The sequence below is a fragment of the Nonomuraea antri genome (genome assembly GCF_013283785.1).
Classification (GTDB): Bacteria; Actinomycetota; Actinomycetes; order Streptosporangiales; family Streptosporangiaceae; genus Nonomuraea; species Nonomuraea antri.
Genome location: NZ_JABCPZ010000219.1, coordinates 1 through 18003, shown reverse-complemented (window position 1 = coordinate 18003; position 18003 = coordinate 1). Strand labels below are relative to the sequence as shown.

Annotated in this window: 17 protein-coding genes; 7 read left to right on the top strand and 10 right to left on the bottom strand. The window is 71.0% G+C overall.

Features of this window, described 5'->3' with window-relative positions:
* The first annotated feature begins 120 nt into the window (after nucleotides 1-120).
* Nucleotides 121-996 (top strand): M23 family metallopeptidase, encoded by an 876-nt coding sequence (locus HII36_RS43910; protein ID WP_173529289.1) that lies wholly within the window; start codon nucleotides 121-123, stop codon nucleotides 994-996.
* Here the strand turns inward: HII36_RS43910 and HII36_RS43905 are convergent.
* Complete coding sequence (locus tag HII36_RS43905; RefSeq protein WP_173529288.1) at nucleotides 959-2122, bottom strand: NAD(P)/FAD-dependent oxidoreductase; 1164 nt, start codon at nucleotides 2120-2122, stop codon at nucleotides 959-961. The genes HII36_RS43910 and HII36_RS43905 overlap by 38 nt on opposite strands.
* A gap of 24 nt (nucleotides 2123-2146) precedes the next feature.
* Complete coding sequence (locus HII36_RS43900; protein WP_173529287.1) at nucleotides 2147-3367, bottom strand: deoxyguanosinetriphosphate triphosphohydrolase; 1221 nt, start codon at nucleotides 3365-3367, stop codon at nucleotides 2147-2149.
* An 81-nt stretch (nucleotides 3368-3448) separates the two neighbouring features.
* Here HII36_RS43900 and HII36_RS43895 point away from each other — a divergent pair, with 81 nt between their 5' ends.
* Nucleotides 3449-4933: a M48 family metallopeptidase gene (locus tag HII36_RS43895; RefSeq protein WP_173529286.1), complete on the top strand. Its 1485-nt coding sequence runs from the start codon at nucleotides 3449-3451 to the stop codon at nucleotides 4931-4933.
* A gap of 47 nt (nucleotides 4934-4980) precedes the next feature.
* Here the strand turns inward: HII36_RS43895 and HII36_RS43890 are convergent, their stop codons facing one another.
* Nucleotides 4981-6114, bottom strand: a complete 1134-nt coding sequence (locus tag HII36_RS43890) for an FAD-dependent oxidoreductase (RefSeq protein WP_173529285.1) — start codon at nucleotides 6112-6114, stop codon at nucleotides 4981-4983.
* A gap of 162 nt (nucleotides 6115-6276) precedes the next feature.
* On the opposite strand from HII36_RS43890, the gene HII36_RS43885 reads away from it, so the two are divergent.
* Nucleotides 6277-6789 carry a GNAT family N-acetyltransferase gene (locus HII36_RS43885; protein WP_328808163.1) on the top strand — a complete coding sequence of 171 codons (513 nt, stop codon included), beginning with the start codon at nucleotides 6277-6279 and terminating at the stop codon, nucleotides 6787-6789.
* A 38-nt stretch (nucleotides 6790-6827) separates the two neighbouring features.
* Here the strand turns inward: HII36_RS43885 and HII36_RS43880 are convergent, their stop codons facing one another.
* The gene (locus HII36_RS43880) at nucleotides 6828-7685 is read right to left on the bottom strand and encodes an MBL fold metallo-hydrolase (protein ID WP_173529284.1); all 858 of its coding nucleotides are present in this window, start codon (nucleotides 7683-7685) and stop codon (nucleotides 6828-6830) included.
* A gap of 112 nt (nucleotides 7686-7797) precedes the next feature.
* Between HII36_RS43880 and HII36_RS43875 the strand changes: the two genes are divergently transcribed.
* Complete coding sequence (locus tag HII36_RS43875; protein WP_173529283.1) at nucleotides 7798-8241, top strand: MarR family winged helix-turn-helix transcriptional regulator; 444 nt, start codon at nucleotides 7798-7800, stop codon at nucleotides 8239-8241.
* A gap of 73 nt (nucleotides 8242-8314) precedes the next feature.
* On the opposite strand, the gene HII36_RS43870 is transcribed toward HII36_RS43875, so the two are convergent.
* Together HII36_RS43870 and HII36_RS43865 are read right to left on the bottom strand one after the other, a co-directional pair.
* A complete protein-coding gene (locus tag HII36_RS43870; protein WP_173529282.1) occupies nucleotides 8315-8896 on the bottom strand; it encodes a DinB family protein in 582 nt (193 codons plus the stop codon).
* Between the two features lie 44 nt (nucleotides 8897-8940).
* Nucleotides 8941-9333, bottom strand: coding sequence for a hypothetical protein (locus HII36_RS43865; RefSeq protein ID WP_173529281.1), 393 nt, complete (start codon nucleotides 9331-9333; stop codon nucleotides 8941-8943).
* Between the two features lie 253 nt (nucleotides 9334-9586).
* Here HII36_RS43865 and HII36_RS43860 point away from each other — a divergent pair, with 253 nt between their 5' ends.
* Nucleotides 9587-10213 carry a hypothetical protein gene (locus tag HII36_RS43860; RefSeq protein ID WP_173529280.1) on the top strand — a complete coding sequence of 209 codons (627 nt, stop codon included), beginning with the start codon at nucleotides 9587-9589 and terminating at the stop codon, nucleotides 10211-10213.
* Nucleotides 10214-10711: 498 nt separating this feature from the next.
* On the opposite strand, the gene ppdK is transcribed toward HII36_RS43860, so the two are convergent.
* Nucleotides 10712-13348, bottom strand: a complete 2637-nt coding sequence (gene ppdK, locus HII36_RS43855) for a pyruvate, phosphate dikinase (protein WP_328808162.1) — start codon at nucleotides 13346-13348, stop codon at nucleotides 10712-10714.
* 228 nt (nucleotides 13349-13576) lie between these two features.
* Between ppdK and HII36_RS43850 the strand changes: the two genes are divergently transcribed.
* Both HII36_RS43850 and HII36_RS43845 read left to right on the top strand, forming a co-directional pair.
* Entirely contained in the window at nucleotides 13577-14950 is a 1374-nt protein-coding gene (locus HII36_RS43850; protein ID WP_173529278.1) for a cytochrome b, read from the top strand.
* A gap of 81 nt (nucleotides 14951-15031) precedes the next feature.
* Entirely contained in the window at nucleotides 15032-15490 is a 459-nt protein-coding gene (locus HII36_RS43845; protein WP_173529277.1) for a hypothetical protein, read from the top strand.
* A 13-nt stretch (nucleotides 15491-15503) separates the two neighbouring features.
* Here HII36_RS43845 and HII36_RS43840 read toward each other — a convergent pair whose 3' ends face one another.
* From HII36_RS43840 to HII36_RS43830, 3 genes are all read right to left on the bottom strand, one after another.
* Nucleotides 15504-16679 (bottom strand): sensor histidine kinase, encoded by a 1176-nt coding sequence (locus HII36_RS43840; protein WP_173529276.1) that lies wholly within the window; start codon nucleotides 16677-16679, stop codon nucleotides 15504-15506.
* Complete coding sequence (locus HII36_RS43835) at nucleotides 16676-17338, bottom strand: response regulator transcription factor (protein WP_173529275.1); 663 nt, start codon at nucleotides 17336-17338, stop codon at nucleotides 16676-16678. The genes HII36_RS43840 and HII36_RS43835 overlap by 4 nt, the downstream gene beginning before the upstream one ends.
* A 10-nt stretch (nucleotides 17339-17348) precedes the next feature.
* Nucleotides 17349-18003, bottom strand: a 655-nt coding sequence (locus HII36_RS43830; protein WP_173529274.1) for a S1C family serine protease, incomplete at its 5' end; no start/stop codon positions are given.

The following is an 18003-nucleotide window of genomic DNA, read 5'->3' as shown; positions in this document are numbered from 1 at the left end:
GTGCAGGGAAGGCGGGGGTCACCTGTTGGGCGGCTAAAGGGAGAAACGGGTTATGCGCGGCCCCGCGGTCGGCTACAAAGGTAAAGGTTGTCGGTGGAAACGGTGACACAGGTGGAGATCATGCGATCGGGGCATATCGGACGATGGGCGGCCGTCGCCGGCGCGCTGCTGCTGAGCGGCGCGTGTGCCCAGACCCCCGGCCTGGCCGGGGTCAGCGCGCAGTCCCCCGTCACGGCCCCGGTGTCGCCGACGGGCACGCCGCAGGTGACCGCCACCATCCCCGACCCCAGCCGCTCGCCCGCCGCGGCGCTGCAGGCTCCCGAGGGCGACGCGCCGGTTCAGGTGCCGCCGCCCAAGCTGTCCAAGTACACCTACGCCTTCCCCGTCAAAGGCTGCAAGACCACCTACCAGCGGCGGCTGATCATGCTGCCCAAGACGACGATCTGGGCCGCCACCGGCTGCGCGTTCGTGGCCCCCATCGGCGGCGTCGTGGACGAGGTGAACATCAAGAACAGATGGCGTCCGTCCACCGACAAGGGCGCCGACCGCGAGGGCAGGTTCGTCACGATCATCGGCGACGACGGCGTCCACTACCTCGGCGGGCACCTCGACAGCGTGGCCGAGGGCGTCAAGCCGGGCCTGCGCGTCAAGAAGGGCCAGCTGCTCGGCCGGGTGGGCACCTCGGGCAACGCCCGCGACACTGGGCCGAACCTGTACTTCGCGATCTCGTGGAAGACCGGCCCGGCGTACTGGTGGGTACGCCGGGGGATGGTCGATTCTTGGGACTACCTGGCCGCCTGGCAGTCCGGCAACCGCACGTACTCGCCCCGGGAGGAGACCCTGGAGCTGCGCGGCAAGCTCGGCGAGACGCCGCAGTGCTCGGTGCAGTGCACGAGCAAGAAGCAGACGTCCAAGCCGACCAGGCCGCCCCAGCTGGAGCCGGACGACCAGGGACCGGTCATATCGGACCCGACGACAGTTCCTTTCGGTCAATGACCGCGCCCGACTTGATGAGCTCCTGGATCTCGTCCACGACGTCCCAGGTGTTGACGTTCATCCCGGCGACCACCCGGCCGTCCTTCAGCCAGTAGGCGATGAACTCCAGGTCGGCCACCGAGCCCCGGTAGACGACCTCGTCGTAGTCGCCGACGTCGCCGGAGAACTCCATGCCCAGCTCGTACTGGTCGGTGTAGAAGTACGGCACCGGGTCGTAGACGACCTGGCCGCCCAGCATCGACCTGGCCGCGGCCGGGCCGCTGTGCAGCGCGTTCGCCCAGTGCTCGACCCGCATGCGGCGGCCGTAGCGCGGGTGGAACCACTCGGCCACGTCGCCGGCGGCGAACACGTCCGGGTGCGAGGTGCGCAGCGCCGCGTCGGTCAGGATGCCCTGGCCGACGTCGAGCCCGGCGTCCCTGGCCAGGCCCACCTCGGGGGCCGCGCCGATCCCGACGACCACCAGGTCGGCGGTGAGCCGTTCACCGGTGCTGAGCCGCACCCCGGTCTCGGTGATCTCCGCGGCGGTCGTGCCGAAGCGCAGGTCGACGCCGTGCTTGCGGTGCAGCCTGGCGAAGACCTCGCCCAGCTCGGGGCCGAGCGACAGGTGCAGCGCCGTCGGGCCCGGCTCCACGACGGTGACCTCGCAGCCCGCCGCGCGCGCCGCCGCCGCCGTCTCCAGCCCGATCCAGGACGCGCCCACCACGATCACGCTCCCGCCGGCCGCCAGCCGCTCCTTGAGCGCCTGGCAGTCCTCGACGGTCCGCAGGTAGTAGGCGGGCCCCGGCAGGCGCCTGGGCGTGGCCCCGGTCGCGATCAGCAGCTTGTGATACGGCTGCCTGGATCCGTCGGCCAGCCTGACCGCGTGTTTGTCCAGCTCGACGCGGGTGGCCCGGAGCCCGGTCCGCAGATCGACACGGTTGTCGCGATACCACTCGGCAGAGTGGACGTAGATCGAGTCGCGTTCGCTCCTGCCCTGGAGATGGTCCTTGGACAGGGGCGGTCTTTCGTAGGGGCGTTCGGGTTCGGCGCCGATGAGCACGATCTCGTCGTCGAAGCCCTCTTCCCGCAACGTCTGCGCCGCCTTGGCCCCCGCCAGGCCGGCGCCGACGATCACATATGTGGCCATGGGCGCAGTATCCGCCCGCTGAGGTCATCGGGAAAGCCGCTTGTGCCAAGCCACCGCCGACGTGTCGGTGAGCGAGGCGATCTGGTCGATCACCACCCGGACGCGGGCCGCGTCGTCCCGCGCGCCGAGGTAGGCCGGGCGGAAGGCGGGCTCCAGCGTGCCCGGCGCGCCAAGGGTGATCAGCGAGGCCAGTTCAGCGATCAGCTCGCGCTGCCTGGCCTGGTTGGCGTGGTGGTCTTCGGTGGTCATCACGTAGTGGGCGGTGACGCCCTTCAGCAGCGCGCACTCCAGCAGCGTGGCCCGGGGCACGATCAGGTCGGTACGGTGGCGGACGCCGTACGCCTCGATGGTGGCGGTCTGGGCGGCGCGGCAGAACCGCCCGATGAGGCCGCTGGTGAGCGCCTTGAGCCCGGCCAGGTCGGCCAGCGTGGCCGCGAAGCGGCGCGGCCAGAGCGGGTCGGCGATCAGCTCGGCGAACACCTCCTCCAGCTCGGCCAGGTCGGCGTCGGGCGCGTACCAGGTGCGGGCGATCGCGCAGACCGCGCGCCGCTCCACCGGCGACTGCAGCGCCTCGGGCGTGACGTGGCCGGAGTGCAGCGCGTCCTCCAGGTCGTGGACGGAGTAGGCCACGTCGTCGGCCCAGTCCATGATCTGCGCCTCGAAGCTCACCCGGCCTTCCGGCGCGCCGTCCCTGATCCACGCGAAGACCGGCAGGTCGTCGTCGTAGACGCCGAACTTCGCCGACTTCTCGCAGGTCCAGGGGTACTTGATGGAGGCGTCGAGCGCGGCGCGGGTGAGGTTGAGCCCGGCGCTGGTGCCGTCTTCGGCCAGGACCTTGGCCTCCAGCCTGGTGAGCAGCCGCAGGCTCTGCGCGTTGCCCTCGAACCCGCCGCACGAGGAGGCCAGCGCGTTGAGCGCGAGCTCGCCGTTGTGCCCGAACGGCGGGTGCCCCAGGTCGTGCGCCAGGCAGGCGGTCTCCACCAGGTCGGGATCGACGCCCAGCGTGGCGCCCATCTCCCGGCCCACCTGGGCGCACTCCAGCGAGTGGGTGAGCCTGGTGCGCGGGATGTGCTGGCCGCCGCCGAGAGTCTCGCCCGGCCCCACGACCTGGGTTTTCGCCGCCAGCCTGCGCAGGGCGGCACTGTGCAGCACCCGGGCGCGATCGCGCTCGAACGGGCTGCGTTCGGGGTTGCCGGGCGGTTCCGGCACCCAACGGGCCTGGTCATGCTCGTTGTAGCGCTGCATAAGTGCAGTGATTTTATCCAGATTCCCGTCTCCGCTAGTGTCAAGCCTCGCGAGAACCCCCTTCTCCGGGAGCCCTCCCCCATGACGACAGCGTTCCGAGCGGTGCTGGCCTTCGCGCTGCTCGCCGGCTTCTACGTCCTGGTCGCCCTCGTGGTCGCCGCGGCCGTCGCACTCGACGTGCTGCTGGTCTTCGAGTTCCGGGCCGGCCTGCTGCAGGTGGCCATCCCGCTCACGCTGGCCGCCGGCGCGCTGCTGCGCGCGCTGGTCGTGGTCAGCCGCAGCGGCGGCGGCGAGCAGCCCGGCGTCCCCGTCGGCCGCGAGCACGAGCCGGTCCTGTGGCGGACCGTCGAGGAGCTGGCCCAGCGCGTGCGCACCGCGCCGCCCGACGAGATCCGCCTGGTCGCCGAGGTCAACGCGGCCGTCTCCGAAGAGACGCGGCTGCTCGGGCTGCGCGCGGTCAAGCGGCGCATGTACATCGGCCTGCCCCTGCTGCAGACCCTCACCGTGGACGAGATGCGCGCGGTGCTCGGGCACGAGCTCGGCCACTACAGCGGCGCGCACACCCGGCTCGGCGCCCCGGTCTACCGCGGCCGGGTCTCGGTGATCGCCGCCGTGCAGGGGCTCGGCAACCACCCGTTCGTCCAGCGGCTGTTCGCCTGGTACGCCAAGCTCTTCCTGCGCGTCTCCCAGGCCGTCTCGCGCAAGCAGGAGCTGGAGGCCGACGAGTTCGCCGTGGCCATCGGCGGCCGCCAGGCCATGTCCGGCGCGTTACGCAAGATCCACGACACCGCCAACGCCTGGGACCTCTACCTCGCCGACTACCTGTCGCTCACGGGCGCGGGCGGCCGGCGTCCAGCGGCGGTGTTCTCCGGGTTCCACGCGCTGATGAGCGACCCCGGCAGGCAGGCGCAGCTGGCCAAGCTGGGCGAGGAGCCCGAGGAGGTCTCGCCGTACGACTCCCATCCGAGCCTGCGCGATCGCCTGGCCGCGATCGAGCGGCTGCCCGAGCCGCAGTTCGTCCCCGACCCCGCCTCGGCGCTCACCCTGCTGCAGGACGCGAACCTGGCCGTCCAGGCGGTGGAGCAGTCCATGTGGACGCCCGAGGCGCTGAACGGCCTGCGCGCGGTGTCGTGGGAGGAGATGGTCGCCGAGGGCATGTACGCCGCGCGCAACGCCGAGGCCCTGCGCGACCTGGCGGTGGCCGGTCAGCGGGTGATGGGGGCGAACCGCCCGTACCTGGACGCCGCCTTCGAGGCCATCGCCCGCGGCCGGCAGGCCGAGCTGGAGGCCAGGCTGCTCGAACAGGGCTGGAACCCGTCGGAGACGCTGCTGGCGGGGGTGCTCGGCCAGGCGCTGGAGGCGATGCTGATCCGGCTCGGCCAGGCCACCTGGCAGCTGTCGTGGTCGGGGCCGGCGCGGCTGCTGTTCGACGACGGGGAAGAGGTGGCGCTGGCCGAGTACGCGGCCAAGGTGGCGGCCGAGCCAGGGGCGGTGGGCGGGCTGCGTGAGTGGCTGGGCGAGCTGGGCATGCGCCACGACTACATCCCGGGCGAGGATCCCGCCTGACCCTTTCGGATGCGGCCTTCCGCGGCCGCCTTCAGATGCGGCCGCCTTCAGATGCGGCCGCTGAGTGTGCGCAGCAGGCCGCCGAACCCCTGGGTGGCCAGGCGCGGCGGCACGACGCTCATCAGGCGCATGGGGCCTTCGCTCTGCATCAGCGTCAGCGGCCCTGACACCCGCAGCGCGTTGGCGGCGAACGCCGAGGCCCGCTCGGCCTGCCGCCTGCGCCTGGCGGAGTAGGCGGTCACGACCGTGCCGGGCGGGGTGGTGGCCAGGCAGTCCAGGAGCGCGGCCACGTCCTCCAGGCCCTGGTTGGTGCCCTGCGCGCCGACGGGCGGCATCCCGTGCGCGGCGTCGCCGAGCAGGACGCACCGCCCGTCGCCCCAGCGGCGCGGCACCCTGTGCCTGGTGTGGCGGAAGAACTGGGCGTCGCCGTCGCTCAGGGACGCCAGGATGCGCGGCACCGGCTCGGCCCAGCCCGCGAACCGCCGGCGCAGCATCTCCACCGGCCGCCGTGGGGGCGGGTCGGCCGGTGACCAGCGGAACTCGAAGAACCACTGCATGAGCCCGTCGCCCGCGCCCATGTAACCGGCGTCGCCCTGACGGCCGATCATCAGCGTGGTGACCTGGCCGAGCTCGAACGGGGCCGGCGTGAGCCCCTGCCAGATCGCCGCCCCGGTCAGCGCCGCCGGCCGCTCTTCGAGGACGAGCGCGCGTACCCGGGAGTGCACGCCGTCGGCCCCGACCAGGAAGTCGCCGTGGAACTCCCGGCCGTCCCCCGTGACGGCCAGGACGCCGTCGCCGTCGGCGCGCAGGCCCTCGATCCTGACGCCGAAGCGCACGCTCCCCTCGGGCAGGCCGCCGAGCAGGCGGGTGATCAGCGACCCGCGCGGCACCACCCGCGCCGCCGCGCCGAACCGCCTGGCCAGGACGTCCAGGTCGCATTCGACCACCCGGCGGTCGCCCGCGGTCCGCAGCCGCATGGTGGCCAGACGCTGACCCATGTCCTCCAGGTCGACGCCGAGGTCGGCGAGTACGGCCGTGCCGTTGGGCCATAACGTGATGGCCCCGCCCCCGAGACGCGGCCCCTCGGCCTGTTCCAGCACCGTCACCTCGTGCCCGGCGGCGGCCAGGCCGCGCGCGGCCGCGAGCCCGCTGATCCCCGCCCCTGCCACGAGCACGCGCACCGGCGATCTCCATTCGACTCTACGAGTGGTAGTACTACGCTACATAGAGCTTAGGGTGCCCACAAGACCGGGTCCCCGGCATCTGCCGACGGCGCGGGAAATCGGGTGATCGCCGGTGATCGCCGGTGATCGCCGGTGATCGCCGGTCTATCGTGGCGACCCGTGGACAACGCCGCAGAACCGCAGCCCAACGCCGCGGACGTCATCGAGACGCCCACGCTCGTCCTGCTCCCCCTGCGAGTGGACCACGCCGGCGAGATGGCGGACGTGCTCTCCGACCCCGCGCTGCGCGCGTTCATCGGCGGCGAGCCGCTGTCCGCCGCCGCTTTGCGCGCCCGCTACGAGCGCCTGGTCGCCGGCCCGCCCGGCTGGCGCAACTGGGTGATCCTGGTACGGGACGAAGACCGCCTGGCCGGATACGTCCAGGCCACCATCGAGGACGGGAGCGCCGAGATCGCCTGGGTGGTCGGCACCCCGTGGCAGGGGCGGGGCCTGGCGAGCACGTCCGCCAAGGCGCTGGTGGACTGGCTCGGCGGGCAGGGCGTCAAGACCGTCACGGCGCACATCCACCCGGACCACGCGGCCTCGGCCGCGGTCGCCAGGGCGGCCGGCCTGACACCCACCGAGCACTGGCACGACGGCGAGATCCGCTGGGAGCGCGCCGTGCGGCGCTGACACGCGTCCTCGGGGCGCCATTGGAGGGTGGGCGAGGCTCAGACCGGATGCCAGGCGCCGTCGGCGACCCGGCCGAACTGCACGTCGGCGAAGTGGATGCCGAACCCGAACGTGTCGGGCTCGGCCAGTTCGGCGACGAGGCGGCGGCGGAACGCGGTGGACTGCTCGGTGTCATGGTCGGGCGCCGCCCACTGCTCGGGGTGCCCGACCTGCACGGGTGAGTGCAGCGCGTCGCCGAACGCGATCAGCCGTCGCCCGCCCGACTCGATGACGTACGCCGCGTGGCCGGAGGTGTGCCCGGGCATCAGACGCACCCGGACGCCTGGGAAGATCTCCTCGCCGTCGCCGGTCGTCCTGACCTGGGGTGCGAGCACGTCCAGGATCTCCTGGCCGGTGCCGTGCGCGACCGCGAGGTCGGGTCTGGCCCATTCCGGCTCGGTGACCAGGACCTGGGCGCCCGCGAACGGCAGCACGCCCCCGCCGGGAACGGGCTGCCAGAGCCAGCCCACGTGGTCGACGTGCAGGTGGGTGAGCGCCACCGCCTCGACGTCGCCGGGGGCGCGGCCGAGCGCGGCCAGGCTGTCGAGCAGCGCGCCGCCGCGGATGGCGCCGTGGGCGTTGCCCGGCTGGGCGGGGAACTCCTGCGGCCCGAACCCCGCGTCGATCAGCAGTGCCCGCTCGCCGTGCTCGACCAGCAGCCCGCCCAGGCTCGCGACCAGGTTGCCCGCGTCGTCGAGGTAGCCCGGTTCGGCCGCCCAGAAAGCGTCGGTGGTGGCGGGCAGCCAGGCCCGTCCCGGCAGTCGCACGACCCCGTCAGGCACGAAGCTCACCCGGAGCTCGCCGAGCTCGATGGACCGGATTCCGGCCGCCCTGGTCAGCCGGTCGTCAATCGTCATGGAAGCTCTCCCTCACATCGTCGGTTCGTGGCAACGCGAGGAAACTTACAACTAGAATCATTCAAGTTGCAAGTATGCAAGCTTGATGCATTGGCGGGGTAGAGTGGGCGGCATGAGCGAGCTCAGTGAGGCCGAGCGGCGCGCGGTGGCGGAACGCAACCTGTGCGGGCTGGTGAGCGGCCTTGCCAGGCAGATCGACGAACAGGTCCGCACCCGGGCCACCGAGCTCGACCTCACCGGCCCCCAGGCCACCGCCCTGCGCGAGCTGACCGGTCAGATGACCATGCGGGACCTGGCCGAGCGGATGAGCTGCGAGCCGTCCAACGCCACCTTCATCATCGACAAGCTGGAGAAACGCGGCCTGGTCGAACGCCACGCGCACCCGCGGGACCGGCGGGCCAAGCAACTCGTGCTCACCGCCGAGGGCCAGGCGCTGCGGGCGCGCCTGCTCGAACTGCTGACCACGCAGTCGCCACTGGCCGGCCTGTCGCCCGAGGAACAGGAAACGCTACGCGACCTGCTGCTGCGCGCCGGGTCGGCCCGAACCGCGGAGTGACACGCGCGCCACGCCCCGCCGAACTCGTCGGACGGATTCGTCGGACCGGGCGGGGCTCAGCGTATGGTGGTCCTTACTGGCCGATACGGCCGTCGATGCGCTCGCGCAGCAGGTCGACGTGGCCCATGTGACGGCCGTACTCCCAGACCATGCCGACCAGCACCTCGCGCAGCGACATCTGCCCGCCGCCGCTGCCGTGCTTGTTCAGGTGGTCGTCGCCGGTGATGTCGAGGCTGGGCGCCTCGGCCACGAACCGCTCGGCGAAGCTCACCTCGGCCCGCCACGCGTCCCACGCCTCCGCGACAACCCGAGGGTCGGGGACGGCGCCGTCGAAGTCACCGTCGCGGTCGGTCTCGGAGGTGAACAGCCTGGGCACGTCCTGACCGGCCATCAGCACCCGGAACGTCGCGCGTTCCACCTCGGCCAGGTGCCGCACCAGCCCGAGCAGCGACATCGTAGACGGCTCGACGGACCGCCGCGCCATGGCCTCCGCGTCGAGCCCCTCGCACTTCATCTCCAGCGTGAGCCGCGCGCAGCGCAGGGTCTCGGCCAGCGTGGTGCGCTCGTCGCCGAGCGTGGGCCCGTGCTCGCGCGGGTCGTCGTCGGACGGCTTGCCGTCGGCGGTGAACATGTCTGCGCGTCGCGTAGAGGCCATGGCCGCCATCATGGGCGACCCGCCCGCCGCCGGACAACCGAATTTCAGCCGGACGACGGGCTCTCCCGCCGGTCGGCCACCGCGTCGAAGAGGTCCCAGCCGTCCAGCCGCACGGTCGACGGATCGTCCACCCGCCACCCACCACCGCTCAACGCCTCGTCGAGCAGGGCCCGCACGGTGCCCGGCTCGTGCAGGTTCAGCCAGCGGCCCCCGGTGCCGACGCCCCCGGAGTGCAGGAGACCGTCGGGCACCAACCGCCCTTCGCCGCCCATGAAGCCGATCTGAAGCCGGCCACGCGATCCGCCGCGGCGAACGGAGAGAACTTCCCGGCAGTTGCGGAACGGACCCTGGTCGACGTAGTGGTGATGCCTGACCGACCAGAAGAAGACCTCGTCTCCCACGACGAGACGCCGAACCGAGTCGTGCTTGCGAACCATCGCCGGATCCTAACCCCGAGTCCCGCGCCCTGGACCGATCGGCGCTGCGGCAGGCGGGCCAGTCGATGGGTCCAACGGCGGGAGCGGCGGCCGAGCTGTAGCCCCCACCTGGCAGGCAATGACATTCCGGACGAAAGGGGCAGGCCATGCAACCTAGGTTGCCTTTATTTCTGCAACCTAGGTAGCCTGATGAGGAAGCGGGATCTTGAGCGACGGATGCGCGAACTCGCCAAGCAGTACGGCAGGAGGAGCAGTGAGCAGGCGCGACACCTACACCATCACCGCGAGTAGAAGCGATGACTGGTGGGCTTTGACCGTCTCCGGACCCGGACTCAATCGCAGCTACCACACTCAGGTGAAGCGCCTGGAGCAAGCGGTGGAGATGGCCCGTGACCTGGTGGCCACCATGCTGGATGTGGATGCCCTCGAGATCGACGCCGACTTCGACCTGACCGTGGCCGACGATGATGTGGCCACGGAACTGGAAGCCACGCTGGTGACCCGCCTCGCGGCCACTCTCGTCCGGCAGAAGGCTGCTGAAGCGACGCAAGCAACGGCGGCCGACCTGGCGCGGCGAGGCTATGTTCACCGCGACATCGGTTACCTGCTGGGCATGTCACATCAGGCGGTCGGAAAGCTGCTGAACGAGACGGAGAAAGAAACGGCCGCTTCCGCGGACGACGTCGGTACACGTTCGGCGGCACTTCCCTTCCGGGAAATGATCGATCGGCTTCGGATGACGCGCGACGCGGAAGCGCTGTTCAAGTCTTACCTCCTCGAGGTGGTCGCAGGCGATCCGGCAGAGCACAAGCTGAACAGGCTGAGGGCACTTGGCGCACAACTACGGCATGGCGAACGGCGGCGGCTGACGGACGCCTGATCGCACGCATTTTCAGCAGCCATCCGATCGGCCGCGCGATCATCAGGTACTGCGAATGAGGACGATCACGGTGACTGTTCTCCCGGCCCTGGCAGCCTTCGGATCGATGAGGCATACGGCGACACCCTCGTGAGGCGGTTGCGGGGGCAATACGGCCCCGGAACACGAGTCGGTTGTACCTCCTGCCACATCCGGCGCTGGGCATGATCGGGTATGCGAGGTAAACCCTCGCGGCGGCTCCATAATGGGGTGCTTGGGCGCGTCATACACACATGCGTCAAACCCTGCGGTGTCCGCTTTACGAGGGTGGGGAGTTCGAGGGGCGGAGCCCCTCGATGGGGTGCGCGGCGAAGCCCCGAAGGATGCAGTCCGAGCGAAGCGAGGACCATGCCCTTCGGGGGTCGAAGGGGCGGAGCCCCCTGGGGGACGCTGCCCGCAGCGTCCCTCCGCGCGAAGCGCGCCTTCGCGCGGAGGAGCGTGCCTTAGCGAGCCAGCGGGTCAGCGGGTGTCGGAGTCCGACTGGGTGAGGGCGGCGCGGGCGGCCTCCAGTCTGGCGACTGGGATTCGGAACGGCGAGCAGGACACGTAGTCCAGCCCCACCTCGTGGCAGAAGTGCACCGAGTCCGGGTCTCCGCCGTGCTCGCCGCAGATGCCCAGCTTGAGGTCCGGGCGGGCCTTGCGGCCCTCTTCTGCGGCGATGCGGACCAGGCGGCCGACGCCGTCGGCGTCCAGGGTCTCGAACGGGGACGCGCCGAAGATGCCCAGGTCCAGGTACCGGGAGAAGAAGGCGGCTTCCACGTCGTCGCGGGAGAAGCCCCAGGTCATCTGGGTCAGGTCGTTGGTGCCGAAGGAGAAGAACTGGGCCGCTTCGGCGATCTGGCCCGCGGTGAGCGCGGCTCGCGGGACTTCGATCATGGTGCCGATCAGGGCGTCCACGCCGGTCTCCGCGAGGATCTTGGCGGCTTCCTCCCGTACGGACTCCAGCTCCTGCACGGCCGCGACGAGCGGGATCATGATCTCCGGACGGGCGCCGGGCACCTCGGCGGCGGCCTGGGCGATGGCGCGTACCTGCATGGCGAACAGGCCGGGGATGACCAGCCCGAGGCGTACGCCGCGCAGCCCCAGCATGGGGTTCTGCTCGTGCAGCTTCTTGACGGCGGCCAGGAGCTTGCGGTCCTTGTCCGTGACGTCGGTGGCGGTGGCGACCTTGACGGACAGGTCCACGATGTCGGGCAGGAACTCGTGCAACGGCGGGTCGATAAGCCGAATTGTCACGGGATTCGACCCCATAGCCCGAAAAATCCCGATGAAGTCGGCTTTTTGTAGCGGCTCCAGCGCATCCAACGCCGCCTGCCGCTCCTCGTCCGACGACGCGAGCACCAGGTCCTCCACGAGCTGCCGCCGGTCGCCGAGGAACATGTGCTCGGTCCGGCACAGCCCGATCCCCTGCGCGCCGAACCTGCGGGCCCGCTCGGCGTCCTCGGGGGTGTCGGCGTTGGCCCGCACGCCCAGCCGCCGGGTGTCGTCGGCGTGGCGCATGATGCGGTCCACGGCCTTGACCAGGTCGTCGTCCGGTTCGGCGCCTTCGAAGTACTCGACCACGGCCGAGTCCACGACCGGGACCTCGCCGAGGAACACCTCGCCGGTGGTGCCGTCGATGGAGATCACCTCGCCCTCGCCGACGACCACGCCGCCCGGCGCGGTGAACGTGCGCTCGGCGAGCGAGACCTCCAGCTCCTCCGCGCCGCACACGCACGTCTTGCCCATGCCGCGGGCGACCACGGCGGCGTGCGAGGTCTTGCCGCCCCTGCTGGTCAGGATGCCCCTGGCGGCGATCATGCCGGCCAGGTCGTCCGGGTTGGTCTCGCGGCGGACGAGGATGACGTCCTCACCGGCCGCGGCCAGTTCCACGGCCCGCTCGGAGGAGAAGACGGCCTTGCCGACCGCCGCGCCGGGCGAGGCGTTCATGCCCTTGGCGATCTTCTTCTTCTCCGCGCCGGTGTCGAAGCGGGGGAACATGAGCTGGGCGAGCTGGTCGCCGGTGACCCGGGTGACGGCCTCGTCCATGCCGATCAGGCCCTGGTCGACGAGCTGGGTGGCGATGCAGAACGCGGCGGCCGCGGTGCGCTTGCCCACGCGGGTCTGCAGCATCCAGAGCTTGCCGCGCTCGATGGTGAACTCGATGTCGCACAGGTCCCGGTAGTGGTTCTCCAGGGTCTCCATGATGCGCAGGAGCTCGTCGTACGAGCGCTTGTCGAGGCGTTCCAGTTCCTGCAGCGGGACGGTGTTGCGGATGCCGGCGACCACGTCCTCGCCCTGGGCGTTCTGCAGGTAGTCGCCGTAGATGCCCTGCTGCCCGGAGCCGGGGTCGCGGGTGAAGGCGACGCCGGTGCCGGAGTCGTTGCCGCAGTTGCCGAAGACCATGGCCACGATGTTGACGGCGGTGCCCAGGTCGGCGGGGATGCGCTCCTGGCGGCGGTAGAGGACCGCGCGGGGGGCGTTCCACGAGTCGAAGACGGCCATCACGGCCAGCCGCATCTGCTCGCGCGGGTCGGCGGGGAAGCCCTTGCCGGTCTGCTCGCGCACGATGCCCTTGAACGTCTCGACGAGCCCCTGCAGCTCCTCGGCGCTCAGGTCGGTGTCCTGCCGCCGGCCCTTGAGCTCCTCGAGCGCGTGCTCGAACAGGTCGCCGTCGATGCCGAGGACGGTCTTGCCGAACATCTGGATCAGCCTGCGGTAGGAGTCCCAGGCGAATCGGTCGTTGCCGCCGGCCTGCTTGGCCAGCCCGTGCACCGACTCGTCGTTGAGCCCGATGTTGAGCACCGTCTCCATCATGCCCGGCATGGAGAACTTCGCGCCCGAGCGCACGCTGACCAGCAGCGGGTCGTCGGCCTGGCCGAGCGTCCTGCCCATCTGCGCCTCGAGCGCGCTCAGGTGCTCGGCGACCTCCCGCTCCAGACCATCGGGTACGGCACCTTCCGCCAGGTAGTGGCGGCACGCCTCGGTGGTGATGGTGAACCCGGGGGGAACCGGCAGCCCGAGGTTGGTCATCTCGGCCAGGTTCGCGCCCTTGCCGCCGAGAAGATCCTTGAGATTCCTGTTGCCCTCGGTGAAATCGTAAACGTACTTGGCCACCACAGCTCCAATCAACGCCTCTGTCCCGGACTCTACCGGCGACAAAGATGATGAAACTGCACCCATCCGATAAGTCATCGTTTTACCTGGATAACAGGCTAACAGAGGTCTAATCCAATCAATATTCGGGTGGCGGAGAATTGGTTTATACCAATTGGTTTATACCAATTCTTGAGAAAGTCGGGCGAGAGGTGCAGAATCGGATCACACCCCCAACAGGAGGCGCCCATGGCCACTCCTACCAAGCCCGGCCGTCCCTCCCGGCCCGGCCGCCGGGCCCGCTTCGTCGCCGGATCCGCCAAGGCCGGCGCCGACACCGCGGGCTACCTGGACGACCGCCTCGGCCTGGGCCGCTGGCTGCGCCCGAACCTGCGCAAGCTCTTCCCCAGCCACTGGTCGTTCCTGCTGGGCGAGCTGGCCCTGTACTCCTTCGTGATGCTGGTGCTGACCGGCACGTTCCTGACGCTGTTCTACAAGCCCAACCCGGACGTGGCCTTCGCCTCGGTGTGGGAGATCAGCAGGGAGATCCGCGGCGGCCTGCTGATGCGGCAGCTGCACCACTGGTCGGCGACCGTGTTCGTGTTGTCGATCGTGGCGCACCTGTGCCGCGTCTACTTCACCGGCGCGTTCAGGAAGCCCCGCGAGCTGACCTGGATGCTGGGGGTGCTGCTGTTCGGCCTGGCCCTGTTCGAGTCGTTCCTGGGGGTGTCGCTGCAGGCCGACCCGCTGGCCTACGCCGGGCTGCGCCAGGCGCAGGGGCTGCTGCTGTCGGTGCCGCTGGTGGGCACGTACCTGTCGGCGTTCGTCTTCGACGGCGCGTTCCCCGGCAACGTCATCCCGCGCCTGTTCGTCACGCACGTGCTGCTGGTGCCGGGCATCCTGCTGGCCGTGGTGCCGCTGCACGCGCTGATACTCACCTGGCGGCAGAAGCACACCGAGCGCCGGGCCACCGGCGACGAGCGCAGGGTCACCGGCGGGCCGTTCTTCCCGTACTTCGCGGTCAAGAACGGCGCCACCGCGCTGTTCACGATCGCGGTGATCTCGCTGCTGGCCACGTTCGTCATGGTCAACCCGTTCTGGCGGCAGGAGCCCGGCGCGCTGAGCAGCACTCCCCCGTCCGCGCAGCCGTTCTGGTACTCCGGCGTGCTCGACGGCGCGCTGCGGCTGGTGCCCGGGTGGGAGATCGAGATCGGCGGGTATCCGCTGATGGTCGGGCTGTGGATCCCGATGCTGATCCTGGGCGGCTTCTTCACCGTGTTGTTCTGCTACCCGTTCCTGGAGCGGCGTTTCACCGGCGACACGCGCTACCACCACCTGCTGGACCGTCCGTCCCAGGCCCCGGTGCGCACCGCGCTGGGCTTCGCGGTGATCACGTTCTTCCTGGTGTTGTGGGCGCCCATGTGGGTCTCGGAGCTCCCGCCGGTGATGCGCAGCGCGCCCGCGTTCCCCGGGCAGCCGCCGCCCGTCCCGCCGGCGCTGCTGACCGTGCCGCACGACGGCTACGTGTTGATCATCACGGTGCTGCGGGTGGCGGTGTTCGTGTTGCCGCCGCTGGCGTACGCCGTCGCGCTGGCTGTTTGCCGCCGCCGGTCAAGGACGTAAAACCGCATGTCGGAACGGTGTTTCGACATGCACGCCGTTTCGCGATCGCACGGTGATCGGAACCTGGGAGCCTCAGGTGGCGTGCCGCTCTCGTCACGACATCGCCTGGCCGCCATCGCGCTGTGCGCGATGCTGGCGGCGACCGCCTGTTCCGCGGTCTCGGGCTCCGATCCGGAGCCGGAGTTCCCCGGTGACACCGCGGTCGAGGTGTACCACGCGTCCGAGCTGCGTCCCGGGCACTGCCTGTGGCGCATTCCCGACGACCTGACGGCGGTCGTCGTGTCGTGCGACTACCCACACGCCGCCGAGTTCTCCGAGATGTACGTGGTCCGCGAGGGCGAGTGGCCGGGCAAGGACGAGGCGGTGCGGATGGCCAGACACTGGTGCACCCCGCGCATGCGCATCAAACCAGGCAAACGCGACCTGGTGATGACCGGGGTGCTGCCGCCGCTGGAGAACGAGTGGCCGCGCAAGCGCACCGCCTACTGCCTGGCCGTCCCGCGCGGCGAGAACCCGATGGTCGGCCGCGTGCTGGAGTGACGCCGGCGGCGGGTCAGACGGGCAGCGGGTTCTCCTCGGGCGTGGGGCCGGGCTCCCCATCGCGCGGCGGCAGCCACAACACGAACGTCGCCCCCCGCCCCACCTGCGAGAAGACCGCCACCTTGCCGCCGTGCGACTCCACGATCTGCCGGACGATGGCCAGCCCGAGCCCGGTGTGCCGGTCCCTGCGGCTGGACTCGCCGCGCCAGAACCTGTCGAACACCCGTGTCTGATCCTCGGCCGCCAGCCCGGGACCTTCGTCGCGCACGGCCACCCACAGCCACCCGGACGCCGACCGTCCCGCCGACACCCGCACCACGCCGCCCGGTGGCGACAGCCGGACCGCGTTCGACAGCAGGTTGGCCACCGCGCGCCGCAGCGCGTCCTGGTCGCCGGTCGTCTCCAGCCCGTGGCCGAGGTCACGGACGATCGTCAGCGCCCGGCCGGCGGCCAGCGAGGCGTACTCCTCGCACGCCTCGCCCACCACTCTGGACAGTTCCAGGTCGGCGTCGGCGAACGCGGTGCCCTGGCGTCTGGCGCTGGCCAGCAGGTCCTCGACGAGCCTGGTCATCCGGGTGGTGGCGCGGTCCACGATGGCCACCGCCCTGGCCCGTTCCGCCTCGCTGGCGTCGGGCGCGGCGAGCACCGCGTCCACGTTCGCGCGGATGATCGTCAACGGGCTGCGCAGCTCGTGCGAGGCGTCGTCGATGAGCTGGCGCTGCGACCTGAACGCCGCCTCCAGCCGGTCGAGCATGGTGTCGATGGTGTCGGCCAGGTCGCGCAGCTCGTCGCGCGGGCCGACCAGCCTGATGCGCCGCGACAGGTCGGTGGCCTGGATGTCGTTCGTGGAACGGGTGATCGACCTGATCGGCCGCAGCACCCGGCCGGCCAGCACCCAGCCGATGCCCAGGCTGGCCAGGTAGAGCGCGGCCAGCGTGATGAGCGAGTAGTCGCGCAGCGTGGCCAGCGTCCTGACGTTGATCGCGTTCTCGACCTCCTCGACGAACACGACCTCGTGCCTGCCCAGATACACGTTCCCCCGGTACGCCTTGGCGTACTCGGTGGAGTAGGGACGCTGGTCGGTGGTCTTGGAGACGGCCAGGTAGATGCCCCCGAGCACCAGCGCGGCCAGCACGAACAGCAGCCCCGAGTACAACACGGTGAGCCGGAACCTGATGGTGTGGATCATGCGGGCTCCCTGAGCCGGTAGCCGCGGCTGATCACGGTCTCGATCAGCCCGTCCTCCTGCAGCTTCCGGCGCAGGTTGCCGACCGTGACGCGCACGGTGCTGGTGAACGGGTCGGTGTGCTCGTCCCAGACGTGTTCGAGCAGTTCCTCGCTGGAGACGACGTGGCCCGGCCTGGTCATCAGGTAGTGCAGGACCCCGTACTCCTTCGGGGTGAGCGCCAGCGCGCGCCCGCCCAGCGACACCTCCATCCTCGCGGTGTCGATCCGCAGCTCTCCCACCTCGAGTACGGAGGTGCCGCCGGTGTCCCTGCGCAGCAGGGCGCGCACCCTGGCCAGCAGTTCGGGGAAGGCGAACGGCTTGACCAGGTAGTCGTCGGCGCCCTCGTCGAGCCCGCGGACCCGGTCGTCCAGGCGGTCGCGGGCGGTCACCATGATGATCCGCACGCCGTTGCCCGCCGCCCGGACGGCACGGCAGAGCTGGAAGCCGTCGCCGCCCGGCAGGTTCAGGTCGAGCAGGACCAGGTCGTAGGTGTTGACCTGGAGTTTCTCCTGCGCGGCCGGGGCGTCGTAGGCGACGTCCACCGCGTAGCCTGCCCTGGCCAGGCCGACGCGTAAGGCGTCGACCAGGTCTTCCTCGTCCTCGACGACCAGCAATCGCATGCTTCGGACCCTAGTTTCGGATGATTCGTTCTGCGATGGGCGCGGCCCGGTCGATGGGGATGGCGAAACCGATGCCGATGTTGCCGCCGCCCCGGCTCGACGCGATCGCCGTGTTCACGCCCACCACCTCGCCGCGCGCGTTGACCAGCGGGCCGCCGGAGTTGCCCGGGTTGATCGAGGCGTCGGTCTGCACCGCCGCCGTGCGCCGCGCGCCGCCGCCCAGGCGCACCTCCCGGTCCAGGGCGCTGACGATGCCCGCGGTGACCGTGCCCGACAGGCCGAGCGGCGAGCCGATCGCGAGCACCTGGTCGCCCACCGACAGGTCCGCCGACCTGCCCAGCGTCGCCGCCGGCGGGCTCGCGGCGGCGTCCACGACGAGCACGGCCAGGTCCTCGGCGTCGTCGGCGCCCAGGACGCGGGCCGGCAGCCGGCGGCCGTCGTGCAGCACCACGGTCACCTCGGCGGCGCCGCTGACGACGTGCGCGTTCGTGACGACGTGGCCGCGGCCGTCCACCACGAACCCCGACCCGGTCCCCCGGCCGACGTCCACGGACACCACGCTCGGGAGCACCCGCGCCGCCGTCGCGCTCAGCCCGCCCGGCGAGCCTCCCGGTTGTCCGCCCGGTGCGGGTGCGGCCCGGGGCAGGGCGGGCTGAGCGCGACGG

Coding starts and splice junctions, on each gene's coding strand:
- HII36_RS43880 (WP_173529284.1), bottom strand. CDS start 7,685: ATGACGATTGACGACCGGCTGACCAGGGCGGCCGGAATCCGGTCCATC.
- HII36_RS43865 (WP_173529281.1), bottom strand. CDS start 9,333: ATGGTTCGCAAGCACGACTCGGTTCGGCGTCTCGTCGTGGGAGACGAG.
- HII36_RS43910 (WP_173529289.1), top strand. CDS start 121: ATGCGATCGGGGCATATCGGACGATGGGCGGCCGTCGCCGGCGCGCTG.
- HII36_RS43905 (WP_173529288.1), bottom strand. CDS start 2,122: ATGGCCACATATGTGATCGTCGGCGCCGGCCTGGCGGGGGCCAAGGCG.
- HII36_RS43840 (WP_173529276.1), bottom strand. CDS start 16,679: ATGATCCACACCATCAGGTTCCGGCTCACCGTGTTGTACTCGGGGCTG.
- HII36_RS43870 (WP_173529282.1), bottom strand. CDS start 8,896: ATGGCCTCTACGCGACGCGCAGACATGTTCACCGCCGACGGCAAGCCG.
- HII36_RS43835 (WP_173529275.1), bottom strand. CDS start 17,338: ATGCGATTGCTGGTCGTCGAGGACGAGGAAGACCTGGTCGACGCCTTA.
- HII36_RS43900 (WP_173529287.1), bottom strand. CDS start 3,367: ATGCAGCGCTACAACGAGCATGACCAGGCCCGTTGGGTGCCGGAACCG.
- HII36_RS43895 (WP_173529286.1), top strand. CDS start 3,449: ATGACGACAGCGTTCCGAGCGGTGCTGGCCTTCGCGCTGCTCGCCGGC.
- HII36_RS43875 (WP_173529283.1), top strand. CDS start 7,798: ATGAGCGAGCTCAGTGAGGCCGAGCGGCGCGCGGTGGCGGAACGCAAC.
- HII36_RS43850 (WP_173529278.1), top strand. CDS start 13,577: ATGGCCACTCCTACCAAGCCCGGCCGTCCCTCCCGGCCCGGCCGCCGG.